Raw genomic sequence first — 24,077 nt, 5'->3', positions numbered from 1 at the left:
GTCGGCTCTTGAAGTATGTATAGATTACGCAGTAGGAAGAGAATTATGGATCATTCGGAGTGCTTTATCCACAATTTCCTCCGCTGCATATATACCAATTTCATTTGTTTTTTCGATGTGAGGTAATAAACTTTTTTGTTTTGTTTCAAGTTCACCGTGAAGAGGGGCAATTGCATGATTCGCCCTTTCTAACATACATAAATCAAGTAAGGAATCTCCAGCAGTAATTACGGTTTTTACTTGCAGTTTTTCTTGTACATACTGAACGGCATCCCATTTGTTCACAGGTTTTGGCACAAAATATAATTTTCTGCCTTGCAATGAATGAGCCCATCCTTGTTTATCGAGCCAAGTTGTGAATGAATGTAATTCGTCGTATGGAATATTGTCACGCTTAATGATGCAGTAGTGAAATAAATCATCAGCTGTTTTTTGTGAAATGATCCATTCTTCATGAGAAATATTTTGAAATTCTGTTAGAACATCTTCTTTTTCCATGCATGCTGCTAAGCGCTCCGTTTGTATGTTTTTCCAAGTGGCATCTAATTTACCGTTATGAAGGATATTGCCTCCGTTGCTTGTAATCGCATATTCTGGAATGACTTCTGTTTGAAATAGTGTGATGCGCTGAAACTGTTCAATTGTTCGTGTTGTAACTGGGATGAATTGTGCTTGTAATTGTAGTTCTTTTAATAAAGAGATGGTTTTGTGTGTAATAAAAGAGATCTCTTTACCGTCTAACGTCTCGATAAGTTGAATCTGTTCATCTTCTATACTGGTGCGAAAAGATTTGCGAGAATAAATGAGTGTTTGGTCTAGATCACTTGCAAAAATCATGAATGTTTCCTCCCGAGAGGTTTGATTAGTCCGCAGCACGAATACGTCATATCTTTATAGAGCTCTACTGGAACATTTTTTTCTTTTGCTAGAAGTAAAATGTGTTTTAAGTCTGGATTGTTTTCGCTCTGAATTAAAATTTTCCATGGCATCCGTCTTAGTAAAACACGTGTTGTTTCTCCAACCCCTGGCTTCACTAAATTTATATCGTCTATTCCAAAATGCTTTTGAATAGAGGTGATGTCTTGCATCCCTTGCCAAGATGGCTCTGTATAGGTAGCGATAACGTGCTCTAGTTGCTTTGTTACATCAGCGCTAATAGAAGGGAATAACGCTGCGATTTCTTCAATAAAGAAATTAGATAAATCTTCTGTTTCAAGTTCTCTATAATATTTGGCGCCGTGAAAATCATTTGGGCCAATATATGTTTCATTTAAAACCGTACGACTAATTAATCCTGATACGGTCGCGTTTAAACAAGCGCTTGGAATGAGAAAATCTTCTCGCGTTCCATATATAGAAGTACAATAACCTGGATCAGCGAGCACTGCCATGCAGTCCGAAATATATTCATGGTTCTTTTCGTTAAATGTATGTACAGCTTGGCGCAGTTCTTTTTTTATAGCACCTTTTCCGGTCCAACCATCAATGAACTGAATCGTTTGATTTGGATGCTGCTGCAAAATATAATGAAGAGCATTTTCGTCAATACCACGTCCACGAATAATAGAAATACAATAATGCGGTAAATCGAGATGATATTGATAACGAATATATCGTTTTATTAAAACGCCAATGGGTGTACCGGCTCTTGCTAGGGAGACGAGTACAAGATTCTTTCCTTTCGTCTTTATAATTTGCTCAGCTACTACGCCGATAGCAACGGCTAGCTTACGTTTGTATTGCGTGAGTGAAGCAAAAAATAAGTCCATATAAGCTTTAGTTGGCTTATATTCAATCGGAAGCATTTCAGAGTAGTGTGTGCCTGATTGAATGGCTTGTTCTCTATCTTCTGTTGTACTTTCTTCTATGACATCACTAATATCTTTTAATAGAAAAATAGCATCTTCTTTCGCATAACTACCGATAAGTTGTAATGTTTTGGCTCTGGTCATATTTCTTCACCCTCGCTTTCTACTATGCTAACGATATGAATGAGCGGAATGACTGTTTGTAATTGTGTAAGAAGGGGATGGAAAGCATCTTCCTGTAAATCACGCTCTATAAAAAGAAAGACTTCATCATAGTCCCCAGGCTGGATATTATAAAAATAATTTGTAACTGCGTTATTTTCAGGGCTTTCATAGGAAAAACGACTATGAATAGCGTAGTGTATATCACCTGCGTAAGGGTGAATTGGACTTCGAGTTGTTGATTGATAGGAAATGTTCCTCCCCATTTCAGCAGCAATCCGCATTGGAATATACATAAATTCACCGGTTCCTAGGCATAGTGTCTGTTGACCTTTTCTTTTTTTCTTTAAATCATGACCAACCTTTCTAGCAAAGGAGTGAATATGCTTTTGATCATCAGATGAAATGCCAAAGCGCCCTGTGTAGTTTATGTAGCTGACATCATGCCAGGGAGATGTATACGGTAAAGTAGGGCATGGAAGTATATGTTTTTCTATCTTGGGTTCTATTGATTTATCAATCATTTCACCATGTGAAGTGGAAGTAGCAATAGGACTACCGATTACGTCAATTGAACCACTTAATAGAGAAATCACATGAATCGTAATATCAAGTTCTTGCTCGAGCTCTGTAAATTGCTTTCGATGTGCATCTGAGCGCCAATCTAATAAAGAAGCAACAATATATTCTTTTCTTGGAAACTTTTCCTGAATGGATCTGATGATATTCAGCACGGTTTTTCCTGTTGTCATTTCGTCATCCACAAGGACGATAGGCTGTTCATTTTGAAAATAGCTTTTGTCCACATAGCAACGATGAGATGTTGCATGAGAATGTTCTTCTTCAAATGTAATGACAGAATCGATTTGGGAAATCGTCTCCCTTGTTGTATGAACATATTTTGCATTTTGAAAACATTGAAACATAGCGTGTCCTAATGCCGTAGCTGTTTCAGCAAACCCGATAAATAAGACTTCTTTTTCTAGAGGGAATTGATACTGAAGAATTGCCTCTAGCTCATTATTGGTACTATCTTTAGAAGAAATCAGATTAAGAATTTCTTTTTGATATGGATGATTTGTACGATGTAGCATCTCCATATATCTTGCAGCAAGAGCGCATCCGCCGGCTAATGAGACAGCAGGTAGAATGGGAAGGTGTTTCCCTAAAATGGTGCTCACAAATAAAAAACCACGTTTTTTATTTATTCTTGCGGCCATTTGAAATAGCTGGTTTGGTGATAATAAATATGGATTGTGAAGTATGTCTAGGTGAACTGTTATTTTATTTAAAATGTGGTACGTGTACGTTTTGCTTTGATTTTTCGGTAAGGAGATCGATGAAAGTTTGTTGTTCATGTAGCACCCCGTAAATATTAGATTTCAGAAGTGTTTTATGCGCCCAATTATAATGCGGCTTCACTTCATTCATTTTGTTAGAATAGTTGCTTTTCATTACGCCGTTATACGTCCGAGCAGCTTCAAAAATCGCTTTTGCATCTAAATAATCTTCTAATGTTACAACATGCAAGGCTTGTACGAGTTTAATGTGGGAAGGATGAATGACTGTTTTTCCAATCAGTCCATTTGCTTGATCGAGCAAGACTTCATGAATCAAGCCATCCTCATAGCGATGAAGCATGTCCTCACGCATTGTAAGCCCAGCGTTTCCGAATGATTCACGAAATGGTGTTTGCCGGAGCTGTGGTTTGAGTACACGCTGAGTGTTTCCGAAGTACTCCCACACCGGTCCAGATATAACATATTCACCTGCTGACCTGGAAAAAATATTGATAATATCAGAAATACAATCACGAATAATTGAAATGTCATAGATCGTTGTATCTTTGTTACGGCGAATGCCGAATAGACCTGAAAAATCGGTCGCACCAATTCGGACATTTAAAATAAAATCACGGTAAGAATCTAAGATTTCTTTAATTGCTAGTAACGTATCAATACGAGTTTCTTTATAAATAATTTCAGGAGACTCTAAAATAGGCATCCCGTAAAGTGAAAGTGAATATTGTTCGTTTATATGTCTTAGTTCATCGATATAAGACATTCCGTTAGCAAGTGTGAACTTTGGAAAGACAAAACCGCTTATACAATGAACGGCGTTGCCTAGTTCGTGAATGAGTGAGTGCATTTGTTTCGGTTCACGAAGCCGGATAAAGAGAAGGGGTATGTCTGATGGAAGAAATTTATTTACATCAATCATATGAGTCAGTAGTTGCATTTGTATGACGATGTTTTGTTCGGCAAATTTCACTTCTTCATCACTAATGGAATCCTCTAAACAAAGTACAATCGATGTTATACCTTTATGCTTTTTTCTAACGATGTCATCTGCAATGGTTCTCTTAGTTCCAGGTGTATATAGAGTCGCGCCTAATGCGTAAGCTAGTTGGGCTTTTGCGGTATCCTTTGAAAATGTAATGGGTTCTTGGAAGAAAAGGTTTTGCTTTTCTTCAAGGGATAGATAGGAAAAATGCTGCATGTTGTCACCACCTTATTTAGAATAATTACTTCAATCGTAACACGATAGCAAAAGTTTTCCAATTTTGTATTTTAAAAATTTACAAACTTTTCAAAAATAGAAGGTGAGTTTTAGGATTCATGTAGAACCTTGTTAGTAGGGAGTTTTTAGAAAGGAAGAAGAAAAATGAATATACACAAGCTAACAGAATTAGAAGCGAAAGAAATCAATACATGGAAGTATGAGGGGATATATACGTTATATAGCTTTTCAGGAAGTGAAGAAATAATAGAGGAACTGTTAGATGGCACATATTATGGCTGCTGTAATGATCATGGGGAATTAATTGGATACTTTTGTTTCGGGGGAAATGCACAGGTGCCTGGGGGCAGAGATGCAAAGTTATACATAGGGGAAGACATCTTAGATATTGGGCTTGGAATGAAACCAGAGCTAACAGGGAAAGGGATGGGAAGAAGTTTCTTTCAAGCTGGAATGAACTTGGCAAAAGAGAAAATGCAACCGAAGCAGATTCGTTTAAGTGTAGCGGCCTTTAACAAACGTGCCATTGCGTTATATCGACAGGTAGGTTTTACAGTAGAAACTACTTTTTCCAGCCGAGGAAGAGAATTTATTCTAATGACATATTCTTGTAGAGAAAAGGGGAAGTGAAGAATCATATGAAAAATAGGAATCATTATGTGATTGAAAGTTAAAATTTGTATGGATTGTTCCAAAAAGAAAAAGACCAATTTTTATCGGTCTTTTCATATATCTTATTCAACGAGCGGCATCTAGTAGTTCAAAAAAGAATGTAATCTTGGGACAATGTTTATGAATAATTCTTATATGGATAGTTTAAATGGAAATCTACTATTTTTCTATGAGCGAACTTTTCTAGGGCCGACAATTAATTTGATTGCTGTACTTTTCTCGCTATTGATTGTGATATCTGTAAATGCTGGAATGAGAACAAGGTCAATGCCACTAGGAGCTACGAATCCCCTTGCAATAGCAATGGCTTTAACTGCCTGATTTAAAGCACCAGCTCCAACTACTTGGATTTCTGTATTACCTTTTTCTCTTAATACACCGGCAATAGCACCTGCAACTGAATTGGGATTGGATTTTGATGATACTTTTAAAATATTATCCATATAAGTTGCTCCTCCTGTTATTGAATCATTTTTTTTATTACTGAAAGGAATGTAATTCGCATATCTTTAACTAATATTCAGATCCCAATCAAACAGAACCGTTAAGCTTATTCATTCGCTACTTTTTAGGCTATTCCTGTTTATTCGTGTAAATAAAAAAATGATAAGTTTATGAAAAAACCTTGAAGAGACAGAAAAACATAACGGACCATGATTTTTTACATGGTCCGTTATGCTTTCAATAACATTTTCAACTGGAGGTATTACGTAAAATTATGCCGACTATTGTTTTACTTTATCGAGAAGAACTGTTTTTGTGAGAACAGAGACAGGAGAATCCCCCACCTCAAGCTCTTTGTAGAGGTAGGTGGGGGTATAGTTCAATCCGCATGCTCCGCACGATGTGCCAGACGACTAGAAGCGGCAGCGGCAATACCGCCAACAATATCATCAAGGAATGTATGCACTTTTCCAGATGATTTATCATTTAAGTGTTCTAAAATACCTGGTTTTAATTTATCGATATATCCAAAGTTTGTGAAACCGATTGAGCCATATACGTTAACGATAGAAAGGGCGATGACTTCATCAATTCCGTACAAACCTTCATCGCGTTTTACGATATCTTGTAATGGTTTACTTAACATTCCTTTTTCAGCAAGGACATCCAATTCTATACCTGTAATAACAGCGTTTTGTACTTCGCGTTTTGATAGTACACGTTCTACATTATAGCGACATTCTGACATCTCTAATTTTGAATGGTATTTCTTTTGAAGAAAATGAACAAGCTCCGCAATATCATCGATTGTTACACCGCGTTCTTGTAGTAGTTGTAATGCTCTTTCTTGTAGTTGATTTGATTTTTTCATGTTATCACCTTTTTTTCTTTTTATTATTTGTATACGTTTTGGTGCTTTATCATGTGCATAGGAATGAAAGGCGAGCACAAGCTCATATATATATAGAAAAACCATAGGTGGCGACTATGATGATTCAGCACATTTATGAGCATTATCAAATGCATGTCAAAGAATTAATCCCCCTTGGCCCCTATAAAAGCTTTTGGATTCGCAATAAAATTTATGTACTTCTTCCAATTGGGAATATGGAGGAAGATGTACTTATTGAAATGAAAAAATTAAGCGATTATATGAACCGACAAGGGGATATTACTGTTGCGACTTTTGTTCCGACAGTGCACGGTTACTATGTAAGTGAGATAGAAGAAAAAAATTACTGTTTATTAAAAGGTATGCGTTTGCTTGATCGACATGCTACATCGTTAGGTAGCGAGCTTTCTTTATTCCATAAACGAGGCGCCTTTTTTCCTGAAGAAATAGAACAATTAAGTCGCATCGGTGAATGGAAATCATTATGGGAAAAAAGGCTTGATCAATTAGAGCGATTTTGGCAATCACAACTTATGAATCAGCCGTCAGATGTATTCGATCAACTATTTATTGAGTCTTTCCCGTATTATTTAGGCATTGCTGAAAATGCAATTCAATATGTTGTTGATACGGAAATAGATGATACACCCCAGCTTGCTGATGCAGCAACAATCTGTCAAGAACGCTTTACCCCTTTATTATGGCAGCAAACGAATAAATTAAAAATCCCTATCGATTGGGTATATGATCATCCAAGCAGAGATTTAGCGGAATGGATTCGCTATGTATCGATGGAGAAGAAGCAAGATTGGGAAAAAACAATTTTTCAGTTTGTAACTGATTATGAGAAAAACTATACACTTTCTTCTTTTGGTTGGCGACTCCTTTTTGCACGTCTTCTCTTTCCGCTTCGCTACTTTGAAACAGTAGAGCAGTACTATTTGACGGAAAATGAAGAACAAAAAAGTATGTACCGAGATCACTTAGAAGACATTTTACACGATGTGAACCGTTCAGAGCAATTTATGAAGCACTTTTATGAATTTCTTCGTTTACCTGTTGATAAGCTAGGGATTCGAAAATTGGATTGGTTATCTTAATAGAAATTTATAAAAAAGAGACCAATGTTGGTCTCTTTTTTATAAATATTTAGTGAAAGCGATTTTAAGCAAGCCGCTTCCGCTTTTAAGGATATCCAGCTTCAGCGGCTAGAATGTTCGGTGGCTTCGCTTCTTCCGCCGAGGCAAAAAGCGCCTCTATGTCAGAAGCTCCATCCCCCTCACATTCTAAGCGAGCCGCTTCCGCTTTTAGATTATCCAGTTGCAGCGGCTAGAACAGTCGGTCGTTTCGCTCCTTCCTGTGAGGCAAAGAACGCCTCTTCGTCAGGAGCTCCAACGCCCTCCTGTTCTAAGCGAGCCGCTTCTGCTTTTAGATTAAAATACTTGTTCTACTTCGATTACGCCTGGTACTTCTTCAAGTAGTGCGCGTTCGATACCAGCTTTTAATGTGATTGTAGAACTTGGGCAGCTACCGCATGCACCCATAAGGCGTAATTTTACAATACCTTCTTCAATATCTACTAACTCAACGTCACCGCCATCACGAAGTAAGAACGGGCGTAATTTATCTAATACTTCTAGTACTTGTTCTTGCATATTTGGGTTTTCCATTTTTATCGACTCCTTTCATCCATTTTATTATAATCAAGATACAGGGGAAAATCTATTTTTTCTGTTCTTGTTTTATTGTCAAAATATTGTATCATGTTTACAACGTGTTTTTTCAGTATAGGGACAAGAATTGAACTTGTAAAGAGATGTGCTTATGAGGGAGGTTCCGGAAGCGTACTGTTAGAACAGAGAAGTGGGGGAGAAATAATGGTGAATGTTCAAGTATATGGGGCAAAGGTAATTTGTGCGAGCTGCGTTGGGATGCCGTCTTCAACGGAAACATTTGAATGGCTACAAGCAGCGATTGGTCGTAAGTATGAAGGGCAAGATGATAAATTCAAGTTTGAATATATTGATATTCAGGAAGAACAAGAAGATACGAAGAAGCAAGCTTTTGCAGAGCGCGTAATTGAAGAGGATTTATTTTATCCGGTTGTTCTTGTGAACGGAGAAATCGTTGGAGAAGGAAATCCTCGTTTGAAGGACGTATACGAAGAAATTGAGAAATATTTATAATATAACAAGTCTTTGCAACCGCAAAGGCTTTTCTTATATATCCGTATGGGAAAAATATCTATTAAAGGTAATTTTATTTAGGAGGATGCATATGGAGGGAGTAGTGAAACAAGAGTTACCAGAAGAAGTAAAGGGCCTAATGGAGCAATATGTGAATGGATTACAAGATATCTTTTTTAATGAACAATTAGTAGGGGTATATGTATACGGTTCAATTGCTCTAGGAGCATTTCATTTGGATAAAAGTGATGTTGATTTTGTAACGGTCACGAGAGAGACAGTCAGTGAAATTGAAAAATTGCAAATAAGTGATTTACATAAAAAATTGAGTAAAAGTAAGCTCGGCGGACGAATGGACGGTATGTATATTCCGCTTGCTGATTTAGGTAAGCAAAATCAAGAGATGCGACAGTATGTCTATTGTGCTGACGGGAAAGTTGACGTAGGTCACTGGGATGTGAATGCTGTGACGTGGTGGACACTGAAGAACCGTGGAATTACTGTGACTGGAGAAGAAGCGAGTGAACTTCCGTTTGAAGCCCCATGGAGTAAGGTTGTAGAAACAATGAAATACAATGTAGAGCAGTACTGGAGTGAAAAGGCGTCAAAACCATACTTGTTTCTAATCGAAGAATGGGTAGAATCAGCTGTTGTGACGATGGGGCGTATTTTGTATACGTTAGAACATAAAACAATTGTTTCAAAAGATGAGGGATTACAATATATGATGAAATCGTCCAATGATAAGTGGAAACCTTTATTACAAGAGGTAGAGAGGATACGTCATAATAAGGGAGCAAAACGAACGATTTCCATTTGGAAGCGGGCAGGTATGACGAAGAAGTATTTGCTAAGTGGAATAGAGGAATGCCGGAGGAAGTGGGAAGGATAAAAAAAGCGTCAATACTAGAAATAGTATTGACGCTTTTTTATTGGATTCTACTTTTGGTATAAAAAGAGCAGAACGAAACCTTTATAAAGTGAGACTTCCATCAGTGGTGGTCTTCCTGCCTATTAATGCGGGCTAAATACAAATTCATCTATTTTAAAGGAAGTAAAAGTTTAACTTACTGTCAAAAGTAATTGATTATAAATACTGTAAGAATGCATTCATTTCAAGAGCCTGTAATCATTTCATATAAAAGAGGTAAAATATTAAGACCTCTATAGCAGTTACTAGAGAGGTCGATTTGGTGATAAAGGATTTGTTAGTCTTTACCTATTCAATATTACGCTGTGGAAGTATTCTCGTCTTTACGTACTTCGAAAAACTCATTTTTACACAGATATTTAAAAATCCTTTGTGTAACTTGTTCTTCTTGATCTAATAAGAAGCGATGATCAAAAGCATAGAAGGATTGTCCTTGAATTAATTTAACATAATACATTATGCATACCTCCGTTATTGAACGATACAAATTTAAAGATTTATTACTATGATATCCATAAATTGGATTGAGATACTTAAAAGGAGATAGTTAATATAAAAAGAGTTCACAATAGGATGTGAACTCTTTTTATATTAACTAATTTTTCATCTGTTTCAATTGACACCGTGTATTAAAGAATGTTTTATACCCAAGTTGTAAAAAGATAATGACAGAAAAAGCTGTACTTCCAGAAATACCAAGTATAATCGCAATTTGATATTGAATAGCGGTAAATGGTGAAACACCTGATAAAATTTGTCCTGTCATCATACCTGGAAGGCTAATGATTCCCATTCCGACCATGGAATTAATTGTTGGCAAAATAGCTGAATCGAAAGCATCTCTTACAAGGGGAGCGGCTGCTTGCTTTGGAGTTGCCCCAAGCATAAGTGCTCCTTCAATTTGCTCGCGCCTTGATTTCATGTTGTTTAAGAATGTATTTGCGCCGAGGGATATACCGGTCATCGCATTCCCGATAAGCATTCCGGCGATTGGAACGATATACTGCGGAGCATACCAAGGATCGTGTCCAATAATGACAAAGATAAATAATAAAAGAGGCCCAATTGATCCTGCAATCATTGAGAGTGCGGCCACACGTTTCAACTCTTTTGACATAGGGATGTTTACGCGTTTATAAATATTAAAAATAGCAAATGTCGTAATAGAAGTAATGATAGCGATTGTATAAAATGGATTACTATTTTCAAATATGTATGTAAGTACGTATGCAACAAGTACAAGCTGAATGGTCATGCGTAATGTAGCAATCGTAATTTGTTTTTCACGTGGTATTCCTTTTAATTTTACAAGTCCGATTAAAATGATAATGAAAATATATGCTGCAGCAAGTTGCCAAATTTGTAGTTCAATAACGCCCTTCAAGTGCGTGCACTTCCCTTCTAATAGCACCTTTAGCTTTACTAATTTCAATAATGTCGTCTGCGATTTCTTCTGGAAGCATTTGTGAATGGGTAATAAAGATAACTGTTTTCTTCTTTTGTTTCGCAATTGTAGTGAAATTTTTCATGACACGTTTTTCTGTATCAGCATCTAATGCAGAAGTTGGCTCATCTAATAAATAAACAGGTGGATCCATTAATAATACGCGGGCTAAGGAAAGTCTTTGTTTTTCGCCGCCGGATAATGAAGAGGCGACACTTATTAAATCTTTTTCTAAGTTTACAATTGTTAGGGCTTCTTGTAATGATTCATCAGCTGGAAAAGGTTTCTCTGAAAAGCGAAGTCCCATTAACAAATTATCTTTTACCGTTCCGTCAAATATAGGAGGTGTTTGCCCTAACATAACAACTTCACGGCGTAATTGAATAGGTGGATAAGAAGAAATTGGTGCCCCATTATATTCAATTTCGCCAGCTGTTGGTGATTGTAAATCATTAAGCATGCGAAGCAGTGTGCTTTTTCCGCTGCCGCTTTCACCGATAATGCAGGTGATTTTTTCTTTATGAATTTCTAAGTAAGGAATGTGTAGGATATCTTTATATGTTACGTTTTTTAATAGAAACATAATTTTCTCCTTTCTGATTCTATATAAATAAAAAAAGATAAAACCCTTCTTTTTAGAAGGGAGAGAGGATCCAGCCATGCATAGAAGCGGTCAGAACCTTTTTCTGCTCCATGCTAAGTGAGAACAGAGAGAGAAAATGAGTGTAAGTCCCTTTTTGTTTTCATAGCAGCGACTTATATGTTGAAAAATTAAAATGGATTTATATATACATATCGTATCAAAAAAGGAGAAAAATAGAAAAACAAGAGCGATTTGCCCTTGTTTTTCTGCTTAACCATTATGATATTTATACATCCAAAGAATACCGGACTTTAAAAGTCTAGGTACACGTCCCATTAATGGTTGATTTGCTAATAGTCCGAATCCGTGTTTCTTACCAAGAGAACCGAGCACACCCTTTAATTTAATAACAGGTAGTTCGTCAGGAAGTGGTTCATTGTTCCAACGTTTTAATAATATTTGGACAATTTGTTCACCTTGTCCCTCAGCAAGTTGGGCAGATGGTGCATGTGGTAAGGATGCGCAATCACCTACAACATAAACATGCTCATTATTCGGGATATTATGATATTTTGTTAATACAACCCGTCCACTACTATCTTGTTCAACTGGAAGATTTCGAACGACTTCGTTTGCTTGAATGCCAGCTGTCCATACGATTGCATCACATTCAAGCGGTTCGTCATGGTTGTAAACAACGTTCGATTCTACTTTCGTAATGTTAGAGTTTCGTATAATTGTAACATTATGCTTTACGAACCACTCTTCTACGTATCTACTTAATTTTTCGGGGAAAGGGAATAAAATGCGATCTTTTCGATCGAATAAATAAATCTTTAAATCAGAACGGCTTTCCCGCAGTTCACTTGCAACTTCAACGCCGCTTAAACCAGCACCGACAACAGCGACAGTTGCATTCGGTTCCAAACTATTTAATTGTTCGTACGTTTTACGAGTTTGTTCAATCGATTGAAGGCTATGTGTATATTCTTTCGCACCTGGTACGTTATGATATTTGTCTTCGCAGCCAAGGCCGATAATTAAGTCATCATATTCGACAACTTCGCCCCCATCGAGATGAACGGCTTTGTTTTCAAGGTCAACATTCGTTACAGTTCCATATTGAATGTTGAGACGCGGGTGTTCTGGAAACGGAATGCGAATATGCGTTTCTGAAATTGTACCCGCTACTAGTGCATAATATTCCGTTTTAAAACAGTGGTATGGTACTTTGTCGATTAATGTCACTTGGACATCATCTGGAAGTTGGTTGTTTGGAAGAAGCCGCTGCAGAATTCTCATTCCACCGTAGCCACCGCCCAGTAATACGAGGTGTTTCATGATGGATTACCCCTTTTCTGTTGAAATATCCCCTAATCATACAATTATATATTGAAAAAATATTTTGACTTTACTCAATCAAATTATATCGAATTTGTGAACAAATAACAATGCATGAATGTGTACTCTGTTGTACAATAAGAAGAAAAGTGGAGTAAACTGTTTTAATTTGTCTGTTGAAATTTTTCTATAAAGACAAAACCCCCTTCTTTTAGGTTGGAGAGAGCATCCGCCGGTGGATAGAAGCTGTCAGAGCCTTTTTGTCCCCATGCGGTGTGAAACCAGAAGGAGGAAGTGAATGAAGGTCTTTTTCTGTTTTCATAACAGTGATTTGTATACTGGGAAATCAAAGTGAATTGATATAGAGAAGATCTTTTAGTTTGAAGTGAAACAGTGAAGTAACTAAATATTTTAGTAGGTGTAATGGAAACAACAAGAAACAACTTAGTTTTCTTATTATAGATTCATTTTTAGAGATACAGGGGGGATCGTTTTGATTAAGCCATTAATCGAATTTTGTGTAGGTAATCTTGCAAGTGGCTCACAAGCAGCGCTAGAGAAATTAGAAAAAGATCCGAATTTAGATGTTATGGAGTATGGCTGCTTAGGGTATTGTGGTATTTGTTTTGAAGGGCCTTTTGCACTTGTAAACGGAGAAGTTGTACAGGGGGCAACAGTAGAAGAACTTGTGAAAAATGTATATGATTATTTAGATGAAAATCCAATGTTTTAAGGCGTTGCAAATGAGCAACGTCTTTTTTTATTGTCATCGTTTCTATTAGAGTAAAAATTCTTTCGAAGGAAATGCTAACAAAGAATTTGAATCTTTGAGGTGACAGGATGAATATTATTTGGGGGCTCGCTGGAATTATCGTTATTCTTCTTATTGGATATTTACTTTCAAATAATAGACGGGAAATCTCGCCGCGTACTGTATTTGGTGGACTTGCCATTCAATTATTATTTGGCTTTATCGTGTTAGAGTGGAATGTAGGACGAATGGTTTTAGAGAAGGTGACACAGTTCGTACAAAAGATTATGGATTTTGCGAATGCGGGTATATTATTTTTATTTGGTAGCTTAGGGGATCCAACGAAGATGGCTGGATTTGTGTTTGCATTCCGTGTACTGCCAATTTTAATTTTCTTATCATCAGTTATTGCTGTTTTATATTATTTAGGAATTATGCAGTGGATTGTTCGTATTATTGGTGGGGCATTAGCAAAGCTTTTAGGTACAAGTCAATCTGAATCGTTATCTGCAACAGCGAATGTTTTTTTAGGACAAACAGAAGCACCGCTTGTGATTCGCCCGTATATGCCGCGCCTAACAAAATCAGAACTATTTGCGGTGATGGTCGGAGGATTAGCATCTGTATCAGGATCAACGCTCTTTGGATATGCTGCGCTTGGTGTTCCGCTCAAATATTTATTAGCTGCGAGTATTATGGCGGCGCCAGCAGGCCTTATTATGGCGAAACTGCTATTTCCGGAAACAGAAAAACCAGAAGTACATAAGGCACATGAGGAAGACACAACAGGTGATGACCAAAAGCCAGCTAATGTTATTGATGCAGCTGCACGCGGAGCTGCAGATGGATTATCACTTGCTCTAAATGTTGGAGCAATGTTAATTGCATTTATTGCGATCATTGCACTATTAAATGGAATTGTTGGAGGAATTGGTGGCCTTTTCGGCTATCCAGACTTGTCACTACAGCTTATATTAGGATACATTTTTTCACCGCTTGCTTTTGTTATTGGTGTACCGTGGACAGAAGCGATTACAGCAGGAAGTTTTATTGGGGAAAAGTTAATTTTAAATGAGTTTGTAGCGTTTACTGATTTTGCCCCTCAAATGGGAAATCTTTCAGAGAAAACGACGGCAATGATTACCTTTGCACTTTGCGGATTTGCGAATCTATCTTCTGTTGCTATTTTACTGGGAGGACTTGGGGGAATGGCACCAACTCGTCGTAGTGATATTGCGAAGTTTGGAATAAAGTCAATTGTAGCGGGAACACTTGCTAACTTACTCAGTGCTGCAATAGCTGGGATGTTTGTATAAAGTGAAACTTTAATTAGTGGGGGCTTCATTCCCCACTGGTTGTTAGTCCTCACCAATTGAAGGCGCGCGAATAGCGAGATAAAATAAAAAAGGCCCTTTCCGAGAAGGGCTTTTTTCTTACACGATTTGTGTAAGAATGGCTCTTATATAAAAGCCATCAAAATGTTGTCAAATATGAGAAACGGGGGACGTTCTTATTGTGTTCCAAAAGCATGCATTTTATACTTAAAACAACAAATTTTTTTTGGAGTGAATGAGGATGAATCAATTTTCTTTTACAAAAATGCATGGTCTTGGAAATAGTTATATATATGTAAATATGTTTGAAGAACAAATTCCAGAGGAAGAGCTAGCTCTTGTGGCGGAAAAGGTTTCGAATATCAATACTGGCATTGGAGCAGATGGCATGATTTTAATTTGTCCATCGGAGGTAGCACCAGTAAAGATGCGTATGTTTAATAACGATGGTTCGGAAGGAAAAAGTTGCGGGAACGGACTGCGTTGCGTAGCGAAATATGCGTATGAGCATAAACTAGTAGAAGAGACTGTTTTTACAATTGAAACATTAGCTGGGATTGTAACAGCGGAAGTAACAGTAGAAAAGGGTATTGTTACATTAGTGAAAATTGACATGGGGGCCCCTCGTTTAACTCGTGCAGAGTTGCCGATGCTTGGTGAAGGGGAAACACCGTTTATTCGTGAAGATTTCCTATATAATAATCACCGCTATGTCTTTACAGGTGTTTCAATGGGAAATCCGCATGCAGTTATTTTTGTTGATGATGTGGAAGAAGCGCCGCTTACAACATTAGGACCCGTGCTTGAGACACATGAAATGTTCCCAGAACGAGTGAATGTTGAATTTATTGAAATTGTAAATGACAATGAAATGAACTTCCGTGTTTGGGAACGTGGATCAGGCGTGACGCAGGCATGTGGAACAGGGGCATGTGCAGCAGTTGTGGCAGCAGTGTTAAATGAAAAAATGAAGCGCGGTGAAGAAATTACGGTTCATCTAGCAGGTGGCGATCTAATGATTGCCTGGACTGAAGAAGGAAACGTTTTGATGAAAGGCCCAGCAGAAGTAATTTGCCGCGGAGTGTATGAGTACAAGATAGAAGCGTAAAGATGTATAATAGAACGAGAGAAGAAAGGAAGGTGGATTTCATGATTAATGTAACAGAACAAGCAGCATTTCAAATTAAGGATATGTTGAAAGATGCTGAAGATGGAGAGAAATACGTTCGCCTTGCTGTACATGGCGGTGGATGTAGTGGTCTTTCTTACGGCTTAGGATTTGAAAGAGAACCAAATGAAGACGACACAGTTCTTGAGTTTTTCGGTGTTGAATTTGTTATTGATAAAGAAAGTGCTCCGATTGTAAAAGGAGTTAACATTGATTATAAACAATCAATGCTTGGTGGTGGATTCACAATCGATAACCCGAACGCAATCGCATCATGCGGATGTGGATCATCTTTCCGTACAGCGTCGAATGCTGGTAAGCCGGAAGAGTGTTAATCTTAACCTTCTCACATATAAGTGAGGAGGTTATTTTTTACTATCTTACAAAAGTGTAATGTTCATGTCACGTTTTTGAATTTCTCCTCAAACGAAAAAAGATTATGATAACAACAGAATAAAAAACACATGAGGTGAATAACGTGAAAAGATATATTGCACTTTTTAGTATTTTAGTTGTATTTGCGACAATGTTAGTTGGCTGTGATTTAAATCGTATGGGAAAAGATGAGTACTATGTTCAAATTACAGTTGATGGAACGGAAAAGAATGAAAAAGCTGATAATGGTCAGCCTCACAAATCATTTGAGTATAAGTTACCTGCATTTGATAAAGATGGTAAAGAAAAAGAAATGGAATTTACAGCTGTGAAGAATCTTCGTAAGGAAGCATTTTTACGTGTATTCCACTCTGATAAAAAAGGTGTAACAGCTTGGGAAGAGGTTAAGAAAGACGAGCTTCCTGCGAAAGTGAAAGAAAAATTAGGCGTGAAATAATGAAGAAGGAAAAGAGTTGACCTGTGAGTCAACTCTTTTATTTGTTTTCGAAATCTTCTTCTGAAATTACTGTAAAGCCATGCCGGCGAAACAATGCTGTTGTTACGCCATAACCTGTTTGTTTCTCTCCATTAAATGTTCCTGTATAAATCACAGAACTCCCACAAGAAGGACTTCGCTCTTTTAAAATGATGTATTCGGGATTTAAATCTTTTATTTCTTTCAAAGCTTTATAAGCTCCTTGTACAAAAGCTTCTGTTACATCGTTTCCGTCTTTATCCATTACATTTGCTTTTCCATCTAGTACATCGTCACCGTTTCCACCGATGATTTCTGCTGATGGACGCGGTGTAGGCAAACCTCCCAATACTTCTGGACAAACAAGGACGGTTTCCTCTTTCTGTAATAGCTCTTCTATTTTTGAGATTAGATTGTCATTTCCATCGTAGCGACAAGCAATACCAGCTAAACAGGCACTGATTACAATCATGTTTTCACCTCAGTTCATTAGTAGATTTCTTATATAATTTAATGAAAACATGTGGTGAATTTCGAAGTAAAGAAGAATATATGCGTAGGTTATAATAATCTTAAAGTTTAAATTTATATATAAAACTAAAAAGATATTTAACTTAATAAATTTACTTGATAAAATAGTGTAAGATTATACATTTTGGAAAAGGGGAAAAAAATGAAAAAGACGATGATTACTTGCCTACTTTCTACGGCACTATTAATTCCAGTAATTGCTCATGCAGAAGAAAATAAAGAAACGCAAAACCCTACATCTATTTCTAAAGTTAAAAATGTAAGTAAGGCTAGCTAAGCTAAAGGGTGGGTACAGAAAGATGGAAATTGGTATTACTATGATCTAAAAGGGAATAAAGCAATTGGTTGGAAAGTCATTGATGGTAAAAAGTATCATTTCTACTCTTCTGGAGTAATGGAAACGGGCTGGACTTCAATCTATAATCAAAAAGAATATACATATTATTATCTCGATGAAAATAGTGGAGCAATGCAAACAGGTTGGTTGCAAAAGCAAGGGTCTTGGTATTACTTAAATACTGATGGAGCTAGACAAACAGATTGGAAAGTCATTGGTGGTAAGTGGTACCACTTCTATTCTTCTGGAGTAATGGAAATGGGTTGGACTTCAACTTATAATCAAAAAACAGGGGAATATACGTATTATTATCTTGATAAGAATAGTGGAGCGATGCGAACAGGCTGGTTGCAAGAGGAAGGAAAATGGTATTTTTTAAATAGTAGTGGAGTAAGACAAACGGGCTGGCTCTCTACGGGTGGAAAATGGTATTACCTTAGCTCTTCTGGAGTAATGGCAACAGGAAGCGAAACTATTGGTGGTGTAAATTACTATTTTGATAACAGTGGAGCGATGCAAACAGGCTGGGTACAAGAATCAGGCTATTGGTATTTCTTCAATAGTAATGGATCCAGACAAACAGGTTGGTTATCTACAGGTGGAAATTGGTACTATTTAAACTCTTCTGGAATAATGGCAACAGGAAGCCACTCTATCGACAATGTAGATTACTATTTTGATAAAAGCAGTGGAGCGATGCGAACAGGATGGCAAAAAAATAGTAGTTACTGGCACTACTTTAACAGCAATGGTTCTGAATATAAAGGTTGGTTAAAACTTGGAGGAAGCTGATATTATCTTGATTCTTATGGTGAGATGGTAACAGACCAGAAATGGATTGATGATAAATATTATTATTTTAATGATAATGGTGTTTGGATTGGTTAATTACAAGTAATAGTCTGTATTGGTAAAGCAGGTCGCATGATTGAATGCGACCTGTTTTATTTTTTGCTCATTTAGTTCATCATAGTGTCACTGTTACTAGCTAAATAATATCTTATAAACTATTTGAATATATATTGCAAAAAAATATTTAATTTTTTGTATGTAATTGGTAAAATAATATATACTATTTTTTGGGAAAAGGGGAAAAATAATGAAAAAAATAATTATTACATCTTTACTTTCTACGGCACTATTAATTCCAGCAATTGCTCATGCAGAAGAGAATAAGGCACCACAAAATCCTACAGCTGTTTCTAAAGTTACCAATGTAAGTAAGGCTAGCCAAGCTAGAGGATGGGTACAAGAATATGGAAACTGGTATTATTATGACCAAAACGGTAGAAAGGTAACAGGCTGGTTATCTACTGGTGGTAAATGGTACCACTTTAGCTCTTCTGGAATTATGCAAACAGGTTGGCTTGCCATTCAAGATAAAAACACAGGAAAATATACATATTATTATCTTGATAAAAGCAGTGGAGCAATGCAAACAGGTTGGGTTCAAGAATATGGATCTTGGTATTTCTTAAATGATAGTGGAGCAAAACAAACAGATTGGTTATCAATTGGAGGGAAATGGTACTACCTTAGCTCTTCCGGAATAATGCAAACGGGCTGGGTTCCCATTCAAGATAAAAACACAGGAAAATATACATATTACTATCTAAATGAAAACACTGGAGCAATGCAAACAGGTTGGGTGCAAATTAGCGGTTCTTGGTATTTCTTAAATGATAGTGGAGCAAAACAAACAGGTTGGTTATTTACAGGAGGAAAATGGTATTCTCTTGGTGATTCTGGAATAATGGAAACAGGTAAGCGATGGGTTGATGGCAAATATTACTATTTGGATAATGGTGGAGCAATGCAAACAGGTTGGCAAAAAATCGGTAATTATTGGCACTACTTTAATGGTAATGGATCTGAACACAAAGGCTGGTTAAAACTTAACGGAAGCTGGTACTACCTTGATTATTTTGGTGATATGGTAACAGGCAAGCAATGGATTGATAGTAAATATTACTATTTCAATGATAACGGTGTTTGGATTGGCTAATTGTAAAAAAATAGTCTTTATTTTGCAATAAAAGATTCTGCCAATGAAAATATCACCTTAAAGATGACATTTATATGAAGTGGAAGCTTCACTTTATAACAATCTATGTTGTGCAATCATTGTAAATATAAAGTGAAGGCTAATAATCAGTAGGGTTTTCTTCATCCCCCACTGATTATTAGCCTTCACCAGTCGGGCAGTAACGGGCAGTATTACTGCCCGTTACTGCGGGATAAACTTGTATGCTTTTATATTTTCTAGCATGCCATCATGGTGTCGCTGCTACTAATTCTTTAATTATCGTACAATTTATTTGTATATATATTGTAAAAAAACATTTATTTTTTTGATAAAATTGGTAAAATAGTATAAACTACCAATTTTCTGAAAAGGGGAAAAATTAATGAAAAAGACTATTATTACTTCTTTACTTTCTACTGCACTATTAATTCCGACAGCAGCACATGCAGAAGGAGATAAGGCTATTCAACATAATACTGCTGCTCCTAAAGTTACAAGTGTAAGTCAGGCTAGCCAAGCTAAGGGATGGGTAAAACAAAATGGAAACTGGTATTACTATGATAAGAATGGTAAGAAGATAACAGGTTGGTTATCCACTGGTGGTAAATGGTACTACCTTAGCCCTTTTGGAGTTATGCAAACAGGGTGGATGCCAATACAAGATAAAAATACCGGGCAATATACATATTACTATCTCAATGAAAGCACGGGAGCAATGCACACAGGTTGGGTGCAAATTAAAGGATCTTGGTATTTCTTAAATAATAATGGTGCAAAACAAACAGGCTGGTTATCTAATGGAGGAAAATGGTATTATCTTGGATCATACGGAATTATGGAAACAGGAAAACGTTATATCAATAATACATATTACTATTTTGATAGCAGCGGGGCAATGCAAACAGGTTGGCAAAAAATCGGTGATTTCTGGCACTACTATAACAGCAATGGATCTGAATACAAAGGTTGGTTAAAACTTGATGGAAAATGGTACTACCTTGATTCTTTTGGTACGATGGTAACAGGAACAAAATGGATTGATGGTAAATATTACAAGTTTAATAATAATGGTGTTTGGGTTGGTTAATTGTAAACAATAGCCTTTATTGTTAAGTAAGACAGGTCGCATGATGTAGTGCGACCTGTTTTTATGTTTTACGCTTTTTAAATTATTAAATTAAAAAATCGCCCATTCTGCTTTATCGCACCTATTTATATATGGGGTGATAAAAATGGGAGCTTTCTATCATTTAATGAAAACATATAGCGAATTTCAAAGTAGAGAAGAATTTAATACATACCAAAAGCAAATTTTAGTGCGTTATAAAGAGAATATAAATAAAACAGATTTTTTAGTGATTCAGTTTTTAGGAAGATATGCAGTAAATGAAAAGCAAAAAACAGTTGGAGTTGCTTGTCCGTTAATGGCGACGATTGCGGCTAAGATAGGGAAAAGCATTCGTACGGTGCGGCGCTCTGTTGCAAAACTGGAGGAACTCGGGATTATTGAGCGGATTCCTACGAAAGAAAGATATAAGCGCGGAGGATATAGTGCAAACTTGTATGTTTTTTGTAAAGGTGCAATTGACCGCATGGATGACCGTATGGAAATGACCGCATGTGAAAAAGCGAGAAAGGTAGAAGAGTGTAAGAAGGAAGAGGTGCGAGAAGAAAGGGAAACGATTTATTATAAAAACTCTTCTCAAATAGAAAAGAACAGAATAACGTATGAGCTCGATGAAACATATTGTCGCCATGATATTCCAGCCCAGTTTGTGCATGCGATTGTACCGATGTCACGAAATCCACAAACAATTAATGTGCTGTGGAGTAAGGTGAAACTTGCTTATAAAAACAGTGGTTTACTAGAACAAGGTGTATTTTTGGAACAGCTAATTGTTGATGAAGATATTCAAGAAAAGCTCATCTGGCGTGTGAAAAGTGTTGTCAGGGCGTATAAATTGGGGGAAATCCGTAAAGATGTTAAGGCTCTTTTGTATAGTACGATGCGAGCGTTATTTTTAGATATTGGGTTAGAATGGGGAGCGGCTATAAGAAGGAGCACGAAGGTGACTTTATTTGATCCATTTAAAAAAGAGTCATGCGTATAATACATGACTCCTTTCAATCAATCGAATTTTCGTACAACAGGAACGCGAATTGCCACAAATAATACAAAGACAATAACAGCGATAGCACCGCTTTTCATAATCGTCACAATCGGAATGCCAGCTGCAAGTGCGAGTGATGTGAATGCATAGGAAAGCGGGATGAAGCCCATAGATGATAGCATCAGTAAGCTCATGACACGGCCCATCATTTCTTCTTTGACAGTAGATTGAATCATTGCCATTAATGGAACGATGGCCATGGCAATTGTAATGCCGTAGAAGGCACCCGCTAATAATGCTTGCCAAAGTGCTGTACTGAAGTTAATCGATAAGAAGAAAACGCCAGATAAGAGCATCATAATGATGCAGAATAAGCCGCGTCGTCGATTGATGTTTTTCAGACCAACGATGACAGCTCCAATTCCCATTCCTGCGCCAACAGCGGCTTCTAAATAACTAAATTGAAGCGAGTCACCATGAAGAACATTTTTTACAAATAACGGGAAACCGACTTGCATCGGGCCGATTAAAAATAGATTTAGAAAGGCACTACAGATGAGGAATGTTGAAAGAAAAGGTGATTCCTTTACATACAAAATCCCTTCTTTAATAGACGTAAACATTCCTTTATCTTTATCATGCTCTACTTGCACGGTAGATTGAATTTTTTGGACGAGTATAGCAGCAGCAATTAGGAGCAGGATGGTGATGGTAAAGATGGTCTCATAATTACTAAACTTAATGAGGATTCCGCCAAGTACAGGTCCTAAAATTACTGATGCTTGGTTTGTCATTTGAGTCAGTGAATTCGCTTGTGTTAAACGATGTTTTTCCACAAGTTCCGGGAGAATGGAACCGTCTGCTGACCAAAAGAAGGCATCAGCTAATCCGAAAAACAAAGCAAATAAAGCAAACGTATATAATGTTACGTGACCAACAATAAACCAAGTTAAAATCGTTGCGACAAGAAGCGCGCGAATGATATTTGAGTAAAACATAATATTCTTTTTCGGAAATTTATCTGCGACAGCTCCCCCAACAATCATAAAGATAAGTCTTGGGACGCTAAGCGCAACAAAGACAACACCTAGAGAAGCTTCGAGATTTAATGTTTTTGCTATGTACCATGTTTGAGAAAATGTAAAAAAAGCTAAAGAAAAGCTTGAAAATAGTGTAGCTGCCCAGAGAAATAGGAAGTTTGTATTTTTTAACAAAGGGGTTCCGCTTTCTGCTGGAGCAGATTTGTTTTGTTGTAGTTCCTCCATATTGCTTCCTTTCTATGTAACAATTTTAAATGAATATAAAATCCTGTTAACAATCGTTTTATACAGTTTTTAATATTTCTATACTGTACTTTTTCATTGTAGACAATAATAGAAGATTTGCCCAGTGGATTTTTAAAGACAAAAAAATAAGAAGATGCGAAAAGCACCTTCTTATTATGTGGTTTAGGCTAATGCAATATAGATATCAACTTGCGCGTTATTTGGATCCATTGCTCTTTCGTCATAGAGCTCAAAGTCAATTGTAAAAGCGCGTTTGTTTTCTTTCGACCAGTTCCAAATATCTTGCCATGTTTCGTATACGATTTCTGATACAGGACCTTTACGTGTTGTAAATACTGCATATGTCTGAGTAGGTATTGTCAGAGATTTCATATTTTCAGGGATTGTGTCTAGTGAAGAGACTGGCATACCAATTGTATATGTATATGTTCCGGTTTCATCGGACTCGTAATTTGAATACAATGCTAGTGTTGTTTGAGCGTTTTTATTAGGAATTTGATTCATGACTTGATCTTGATAGTAGTGGTTCCATAGGTGAGGAATCTTTCCTTCAGCTGATGTTTCCATTTCATTATTTGTTATGATAGAAATACCGATGGCTTGGAAAGCTTCTTTTTTTACAATCTTAGGTTCATTCATGTTAATATTCCCCCTTCAATATAAGAACGTGAGTTCTGTTTTTATTATACCATAATTATAC

General features: G+C 36.8%; 28 protein-coding genes and 1 pseudogene. 15 read left to right on the top strand and 14 right to left on the bottom strand.

Annotation, left to right across the window (positions count from 1 at the left end; genetic code table 11):
- Window positions 1–24: 24 nt before the first annotated feature.
- Genes AAIE21_RS14195 through AAIE21_RS14180 form a run of 4 tightly spaced genes read right to left on the bottom strand, consistent with a single transcriptional unit; the run spans window position 25 to window position 4,469 of the window.
- The gene (locus AAIE21_RS14195; protein WP_343267374.1) at window positions 25–837 is read right to left on the bottom strand and encodes an HAD family hydrolase; all 813 of its coding nucleotides are present in this window, start codon (window positions 835–837) and stop codon (window positions 25–27) included.
- Window positions 834–1,952 (bottom strand): cysteine protease StiP family protein, encoded by a 1,119-nt coding sequence (locus AAIE21_RS14190; protein ID WP_343267373.1) that lies wholly within the window; start codon window positions 1,950–1,952, stop codon window positions 834–836. The genes AAIE21_RS14195 and AAIE21_RS14190 overlap by 4 nt, the downstream gene beginning before the upstream one ends.
- On the bottom strand, window positions 1,949–3,328 hold the full coding sequence (locus AAIE21_RS14185) for a phosphoribosyltransferase family protein (protein WP_343267372.1): 1,380 nt from the start codon (window positions 3,326–3,328) through the stop codon (window positions 1,949–1,951). Before AAIE21_RS14185 ends, AAIE21_RS14190 begins: the two co-directional genes overlap by 4 nt.
- Complete coding sequence (locus AAIE21_RS14180; RefSeq protein ID WP_343267371.1) at window positions 3,255–4,469, bottom strand: HpcH/HpaI aldolase/citrate lyase family protein; 1,215 nt, start codon at window positions 4,467–4,469, stop codon at window positions 3,255–3,257. The genes AAIE21_RS14185 and AAIE21_RS14180 overlap by 74 nt, the downstream gene beginning before the upstream one ends.
- Window positions 4,470–4,634: 165 nt before the next feature.
- On the opposite strand from AAIE21_RS14180, the gene AAIE21_RS14175 reads away from it, so the two are divergent.
- The gene (locus tag AAIE21_RS14175; protein WP_343267370.1) at window positions 4,635–5,120 is read left to right on the top strand and encodes a GNAT family N-acetyltransferase; all 486 of its coding nucleotides are present in this window, start codon (window positions 4,635–4,637) and stop codon (window positions 5,118–5,120) included.
- Window positions 5,121–5,329: 209 nt separating this feature from the next.
- Here the strand turns inward: AAIE21_RS14175 and AAIE21_RS14170 are convergent, their stop codons facing one another.
- Together AAIE21_RS14170 and AAIE21_RS14165 are read right to left on the bottom strand one after the other, a co-directional pair.
- On the bottom strand, window positions 5,330–5,605 hold the full coding sequence (locus tag AAIE21_RS14170; protein ID WP_343267369.1) for a stage V sporulation protein S: 276 nt from the start codon (window positions 5,603–5,605) through the stop codon (window positions 5,330–5,332).
- Between the two features lie 380 nt (window positions 5,606–5,985).
- The gene (locus AAIE21_RS14165; RefSeq protein WP_343267368.1) at window positions 5,986–6,477 is read right to left on the bottom strand and encodes a phosphatidylglycerophosphatase A family protein; all 492 of its coding nucleotides are present in this window, start codon (window positions 6,475–6,477) and stop codon (window positions 5,986–5,988) included.
- Between the two features lie 119 nt (window positions 6,478–6,596).
- On the opposite strand from AAIE21_RS14165, the gene yutH reads away from it, so the two are divergent.
- Window positions 6,597–7,598, top strand: coding sequence for a spore coat putative kinase YutH (gene yutH / locus AAIE21_RS14160; RefSeq protein ID WP_343267367.1), 1,002 nt, complete (start codon window positions 6,597–6,599; stop codon window positions 7,596–7,598).
- Between the two features lie 333 nt (window positions 7,599–7,931).
- On the opposite strand, the gene AAIE21_RS14155 is transcribed toward yutH, so the two are convergent.
- Window positions 7,932–8,168 (bottom strand): NifU family protein, encoded by a 237-nt coding sequence (locus AAIE21_RS14155; protein ID WP_000431179.1) that lies wholly within the window; start codon window positions 8,166–8,168, stop codon window positions 7,932–7,934.
- A 207-nt stretch (window positions 8,169–8,375) separates the two neighbouring features.
- On the opposite strand from AAIE21_RS14155, the gene AAIE21_RS14150 reads away from it, so the two are divergent.
- Window positions 8,376–8,684 carry a YuzD family protein gene (locus AAIE21_RS14150; RefSeq protein WP_343267366.1) on the top strand — a complete coding sequence of 103 codons (309 nt, stop codon included), beginning with the start codon at window positions 8,376–8,378 and terminating at the stop codon, window positions 8,682–8,684.
- A 91-nt stretch (window positions 8,685–8,775) separates the two neighbouring features.
- On the top strand, window positions 8,776–9,576 hold the full coding sequence (locus tag AAIE21_RS14145; RefSeq protein ID WP_343267365.1) for a nucleotidyltransferase domain-containing protein: 801 nt from the start codon (window positions 8,776–8,778) through the stop codon (window positions 9,574–9,576).
- A gap of 337 nt (window positions 9,577–9,913) precedes the next feature.
- Here AAIE21_RS14145 and AAIE21_RS14140 read toward each other — a convergent pair whose 3' ends face one another.
- The 4 genes from AAIE21_RS14140 to AAIE21_RS14125 form a co-directional block, all read right to left on the bottom strand.
- Complete coding sequence (locus AAIE21_RS14140; protein ID WP_016112359.1) at window positions 9,914–10,072, bottom strand: YqbF domain-containing protein; 159 nt, start codon at window positions 10,070–10,072, stop codon at window positions 9,914–9,916.
- A gap of 138 nt (window positions 10,073–10,210) precedes the next feature.
- Window positions 10,211–10,999 carry an ABC transporter permease gene (locus tag AAIE21_RS14135; protein ID WP_343267364.1) on the bottom strand — a complete coding sequence of 263 codons (789 nt, stop codon included), beginning with the start codon at window positions 10,997–10,999 and terminating at the stop codon, window positions 10,211–10,213.
- Entirely contained in the window at window positions 10,983–11,642 is a 660-nt protein-coding gene (locus AAIE21_RS14130) for an ABC transporter ATP-binding protein (RefSeq protein ID WP_343267363.1), read from the bottom strand. The genes AAIE21_RS14135 and AAIE21_RS14130 overlap by 17 nt, the downstream gene beginning before the upstream one ends.
- A gap of 270 nt (window positions 11,643–11,912) precedes the next feature.
- On the bottom strand, window positions 11,913–12,983 hold the full coding sequence (locus tag AAIE21_RS14125) for an NAD(P)/FAD-dependent oxidoreductase (protein ID WP_343267362.1): 1,071 nt from the start codon (window positions 12,981–12,983) through the stop codon (window positions 11,913–11,915).
- A gap of 493 nt (window positions 12,984–13,476) precedes the next feature.
- On the opposite strand from AAIE21_RS14125, the gene AAIE21_RS14120 reads away from it, so the two are divergent.
- From AAIE21_RS14120 to AAIE21_RS14100, 5 genes are all read left to right on the top strand, one after another.
- Window positions 13,477–13,716, top strand: coding sequence for a YuzB family protein (locus AAIE21_RS14120; protein WP_017150175.1), 240 nt, complete (start codon window positions 13,477–13,479; stop codon window positions 13,714–13,716).
- A 107-nt stretch (window positions 13,717–13,823) separates the two neighbouring features.
- Window positions 13,824–15,050 (top strand): NupC/NupG family nucleoside CNT transporter, encoded by a 1,227-nt coding sequence (locus AAIE21_RS14115; RefSeq protein WP_343267361.1) that lies wholly within the window; start codon window positions 13,824–13,826, stop codon window positions 15,048–15,050.
- Window positions 15,051–15,309: 259 nt separating this feature from the next.
- The gene (gene dapF / locus AAIE21_RS14110) at window positions 15,310–16,176 is read left to right on the top strand and encodes a diaminopimelate epimerase (protein WP_343267360.1); all 867 of its coding nucleotides are present in this window, start codon (window positions 15,310–15,312) and stop codon (window positions 16,174–16,176) included.
- A 41-nt stretch (window positions 16,177–16,217) separates the two neighbouring features.
- A complete protein-coding gene (locus AAIE21_RS14105) occupies window positions 16,218–16,571 on the top strand; it encodes a HesB/IscA family protein (RefSeq protein WP_241818538.1) in 354 nt (117 codons plus the stop codon).
- 143 nt (window positions 16,572–16,714) lie between these two features.
- A complete protein-coding gene (locus AAIE21_RS14100; protein ID WP_343267359.1) occupies window positions 16,715–17,068 on the top strand; it encodes a YxeA family protein in 354 nt (117 codons plus the stop codon).
- 37 nt (window positions 17,069–17,105) lie between these two features.
- Here AAIE21_RS14100 and AAIE21_RS14095 read toward each other — a convergent pair whose 3' ends face one another.
- Window positions 17,106–17,558: a 2-thiouracil desulfurase family protein gene (locus AAIE21_RS14095; protein WP_343267358.1), complete on the bottom strand. Its 453-nt coding sequence runs from the start codon at window positions 17,556–17,558 to the stop codon at window positions 17,106–17,108.
- 201 nt (window positions 17,559–17,759) lie between these two features.
- On the opposite strand from AAIE21_RS14095, the gene AAIE21_RS14090 reads away from it, so the two are divergent.
- The 6 genes and pseudogenes from AAIE21_RS14090 (at window position 17,760) to AAIE21_RS14065 (ending at window position 22,091) form a co-directional block, all read left to right on the top strand.
- Window positions 17,760–17,894, top strand: coding sequence for a hypothetical protein (locus AAIE21_RS14090; protein ID WP_343267357.1), 135 nt, complete (start codon window positions 17,760–17,762; stop codon window positions 17,892–17,894).
- A 63-nt stretch (window positions 17,895–17,957) separates the two neighbouring features.
- Window positions 17,958–18,746, top strand: a complete 789-nt coding sequence (locus AAIE21_RS14085) for a PspC-like choline-binding domain-containing protein (RefSeq protein WP_343267562.1) — start codon at window positions 17,958–17,960, stop codon at window positions 18,744–18,746.
- 12 nt (window positions 18,747–18,758) lie between these two features.
- A pseudogene (locus tag AAIE21_RS14080) lies at window positions 18,759–18,842 on the top strand (glucan-binding protein); the annotation flags it as partial.
- 211 nt (window positions 18,843–19,053) lie between these two features.
- Window positions 19,054–19,959 (top strand): N-acetylmuramoyl-L-alanine amidase family protein, encoded by a 906-nt coding sequence (locus tag AAIE21_RS14075; protein WP_343267356.1) that lies wholly within the window; start codon window positions 19,054–19,056, stop codon window positions 19,957–19,959.
- A 403-nt stretch (window positions 19,960–20,362) separates the two neighbouring features.
- Window positions 20,363–21,067, top strand: a complete 705-nt coding sequence (locus AAIE21_RS14070) for an N-acetylmuramoyl-L-alanine amidase family protein (protein WP_343267355.1) — start codon at window positions 20,363–20,365, stop codon at window positions 21,065–21,067.
- Window positions 21,068–21,212: 145 nt separating this feature from the next.
- The gene (locus AAIE21_RS14065) at window positions 21,213–22,091 is read left to right on the top strand and encodes a helix-turn-helix domain-containing protein (RefSeq protein WP_343267354.1); all 879 of its coding nucleotides are present in this window, start codon (window positions 21,213–21,215) and stop codon (window positions 22,089–22,091) included.
- A gap of 17 nt (window positions 22,092–22,108) precedes the next feature.
- On the opposite strand, the gene AAIE21_RS14060 is transcribed toward AAIE21_RS14065, so the two are convergent.
- Window positions 22,109–23,356: an MFS transporter gene (locus AAIE21_RS14060; RefSeq protein WP_343267353.1), complete on the bottom strand. Its 1,248-nt coding sequence runs from the start codon at window positions 23,354–23,356 to the stop codon at window positions 22,109–22,111.
- A gap of 183 nt (window positions 23,357–23,539) precedes the next feature.
- Window positions 23,540–24,016, bottom strand: a complete 477-nt coding sequence (locus AAIE21_RS14055; protein ID WP_343267352.1) for a GyrI-like domain-containing protein — start codon at window positions 24,014–24,016, stop codon at window positions 23,540–23,542.
- Window positions 24,017–24,077 lie beyond the last annotated feature (61 nt).

Origin of the sequence: Paenibacillus sp. 102 (genome assembly GCF_039549175.1) — a bacterium.
In the GTDB taxonomy this organism is placed as follows: domain Bacteria; phylum Bacillota; class Bacilli; order Bacillales; family Bacillaceae_G; genus Bacillus_A.
This window is presented reverse-complemented; position numbering and strand designations above follow the sequence as displayed.

Excerpts from the sequence above, each read along its gene's own strand:
- dapF (WP_343267360.1), top strand. The coding sequence starts at position 15,310 with ATGAATCAATTTTCTTTTACAAAAATGCATGGTCTTGGAAATAGTTAT.
- AAIE21_RS14165 (WP_343267368.1), bottom strand. The coding sequence starts at position 6,477 with ATGAAAAAATCAAATCAACTACAAGAAAGAGCATTACAACTACTACAA.
- AAIE21_RS14075 (WP_343267356.1), top strand. The coding sequence starts at position 19,054 with ATGAAAAAAATAATTATTACATCTTTACTTTCTACGGCACTATTAATT.
- AAIE21_RS14180 (WP_343267371.1), bottom strand. The coding sequence starts at position 4,469 with ATGCAGCATTTTTCCTATCTATCCCTTGAAGAAAAGCAAAACCTTTTC.
- AAIE21_RS14095 (WP_343267358.1), bottom strand. The coding sequence starts at position 17,558 with ATGATTGTAATCAGTGCCTGTTTAGCTGGTATTGCTTGTCGCTACGAT.
- AAIE21_RS14065 (WP_343267354.1), top strand. The coding sequence starts at position 21,213 with ATGGGAGCTTTCTATCATTTAATGAAAACATATAGCGAATTTCAAAGT.
- AAIE21_RS14130 (WP_343267363.1), bottom strand. The coding sequence starts at position 11,642 with ATGTTTCTATTAAAAAACGTAACATATAAAGATATCCTACACATTCCT.
- AAIE21_RS14185 (WP_343267372.1), bottom strand. The coding sequence starts at position 3,328 with ATGAACAACAAACTTTCATCGATCTCCTTACCGAAAAATCAAAGCAAA.
- AAIE21_RS14170 (WP_343267369.1), bottom strand. The coding sequence starts at position 5,605 with ATGGATAATATTTTAAAAGTATCATCAAAATCCAATCCCAATTCAGTT.
- AAIE21_RS14070 (WP_343267355.1), top strand. The coding sequence starts at position 20,363 with ATGAAAAAGACTATTATTACTTCTTTACTTTCTACTGCACTATTAATT.
- AAIE21_RS14155 (WP_000431179.1), bottom strand. The coding sequence starts at position 8,168 with ATGGAAAACCCAAATATGCAAGAACAAGTACTAGAAGTATTAGATAAA.
- yutH (WP_343267367.1), top strand. The coding sequence starts at position 6,597 with ATGATTCAGCACATTTATGAGCATTATCAAATGCATGTCAAAGAATTA.
- AAIE21_RS14125 (WP_343267362.1), bottom strand. The coding sequence starts at position 12,983 with ATGAAACACCTCGTATTACTGGGCGGTGGCTACGGTGGAATGAGAATT.
- AAIE21_RS14115 (WP_343267361.1), top strand. The coding sequence starts at position 13,824 with ATGAATATTATTTGGGGGCTCGCTGGAATTATCGTTATTCTTCTTATT.
- AAIE21_RS14060 (WP_343267353.1), bottom strand. The coding sequence starts at position 23,356 with ATGGAGGAACTACAACAAAACAAATCTGCTCCAGCAGAAAGCGGAACC.
- AAIE21_RS14140 (WP_016112359.1), bottom strand. The coding sequence starts at position 10,072 with ATGTATTATGTTAAATTAATTCAAGGACAATCCTTCTATGCTTTTGAT.
- AAIE21_RS14195 (WP_343267374.1), bottom strand. The coding sequence starts at position 837 with ATGATTTTTGCAAGTGATCTAGACCAAACACTCATTTATTCTCGCAAA.
- AAIE21_RS14190 (WP_343267373.1), bottom strand. The coding sequence starts at position 1,952 with ATGACCAGAGCCAAAACATTACAACTTATCGGTAGTTATGCGAAAGAA.
- AAIE21_RS14150 (WP_343267366.1), top strand. The coding sequence starts at position 8,376 with ATGGTGAATGTTCAAGTATATGGGGCAAAGGTAATTTGTGCGAGCTGC.
- AAIE21_RS14055 (WP_343267352.1), bottom strand. The coding sequence starts at position 24,016 with ATGAATGAACCTAAGATTGTAAAAAAAGAAGCTTTCCAAGCCATCGGT.
- AAIE21_RS14090 (WP_343267357.1), top strand. The coding sequence starts at position 17,760 with ATGAAAAAGACGATGATTACTTGCCTACTTTCTACGGCACTATTAATT.
- AAIE21_RS14145 (WP_343267365.1), top strand. The coding sequence starts at position 8,776 with ATGGAGGGAGTAGTGAAACAAGAGTTACCAGAAGAAGTAAAGGGCCTA.
- AAIE21_RS14175 (WP_343267370.1), top strand. The coding sequence starts at position 4,635 with ATGAATATACACAAGCTAACAGAATTAGAAGCGAAAGAAATCAATACA.
- AAIE21_RS14105 (WP_241818538.1), top strand. The coding sequence starts at position 16,218 with ATGATTAATGTAACAGAACAAGCAGCATTTCAAATTAAGGATATGTTG.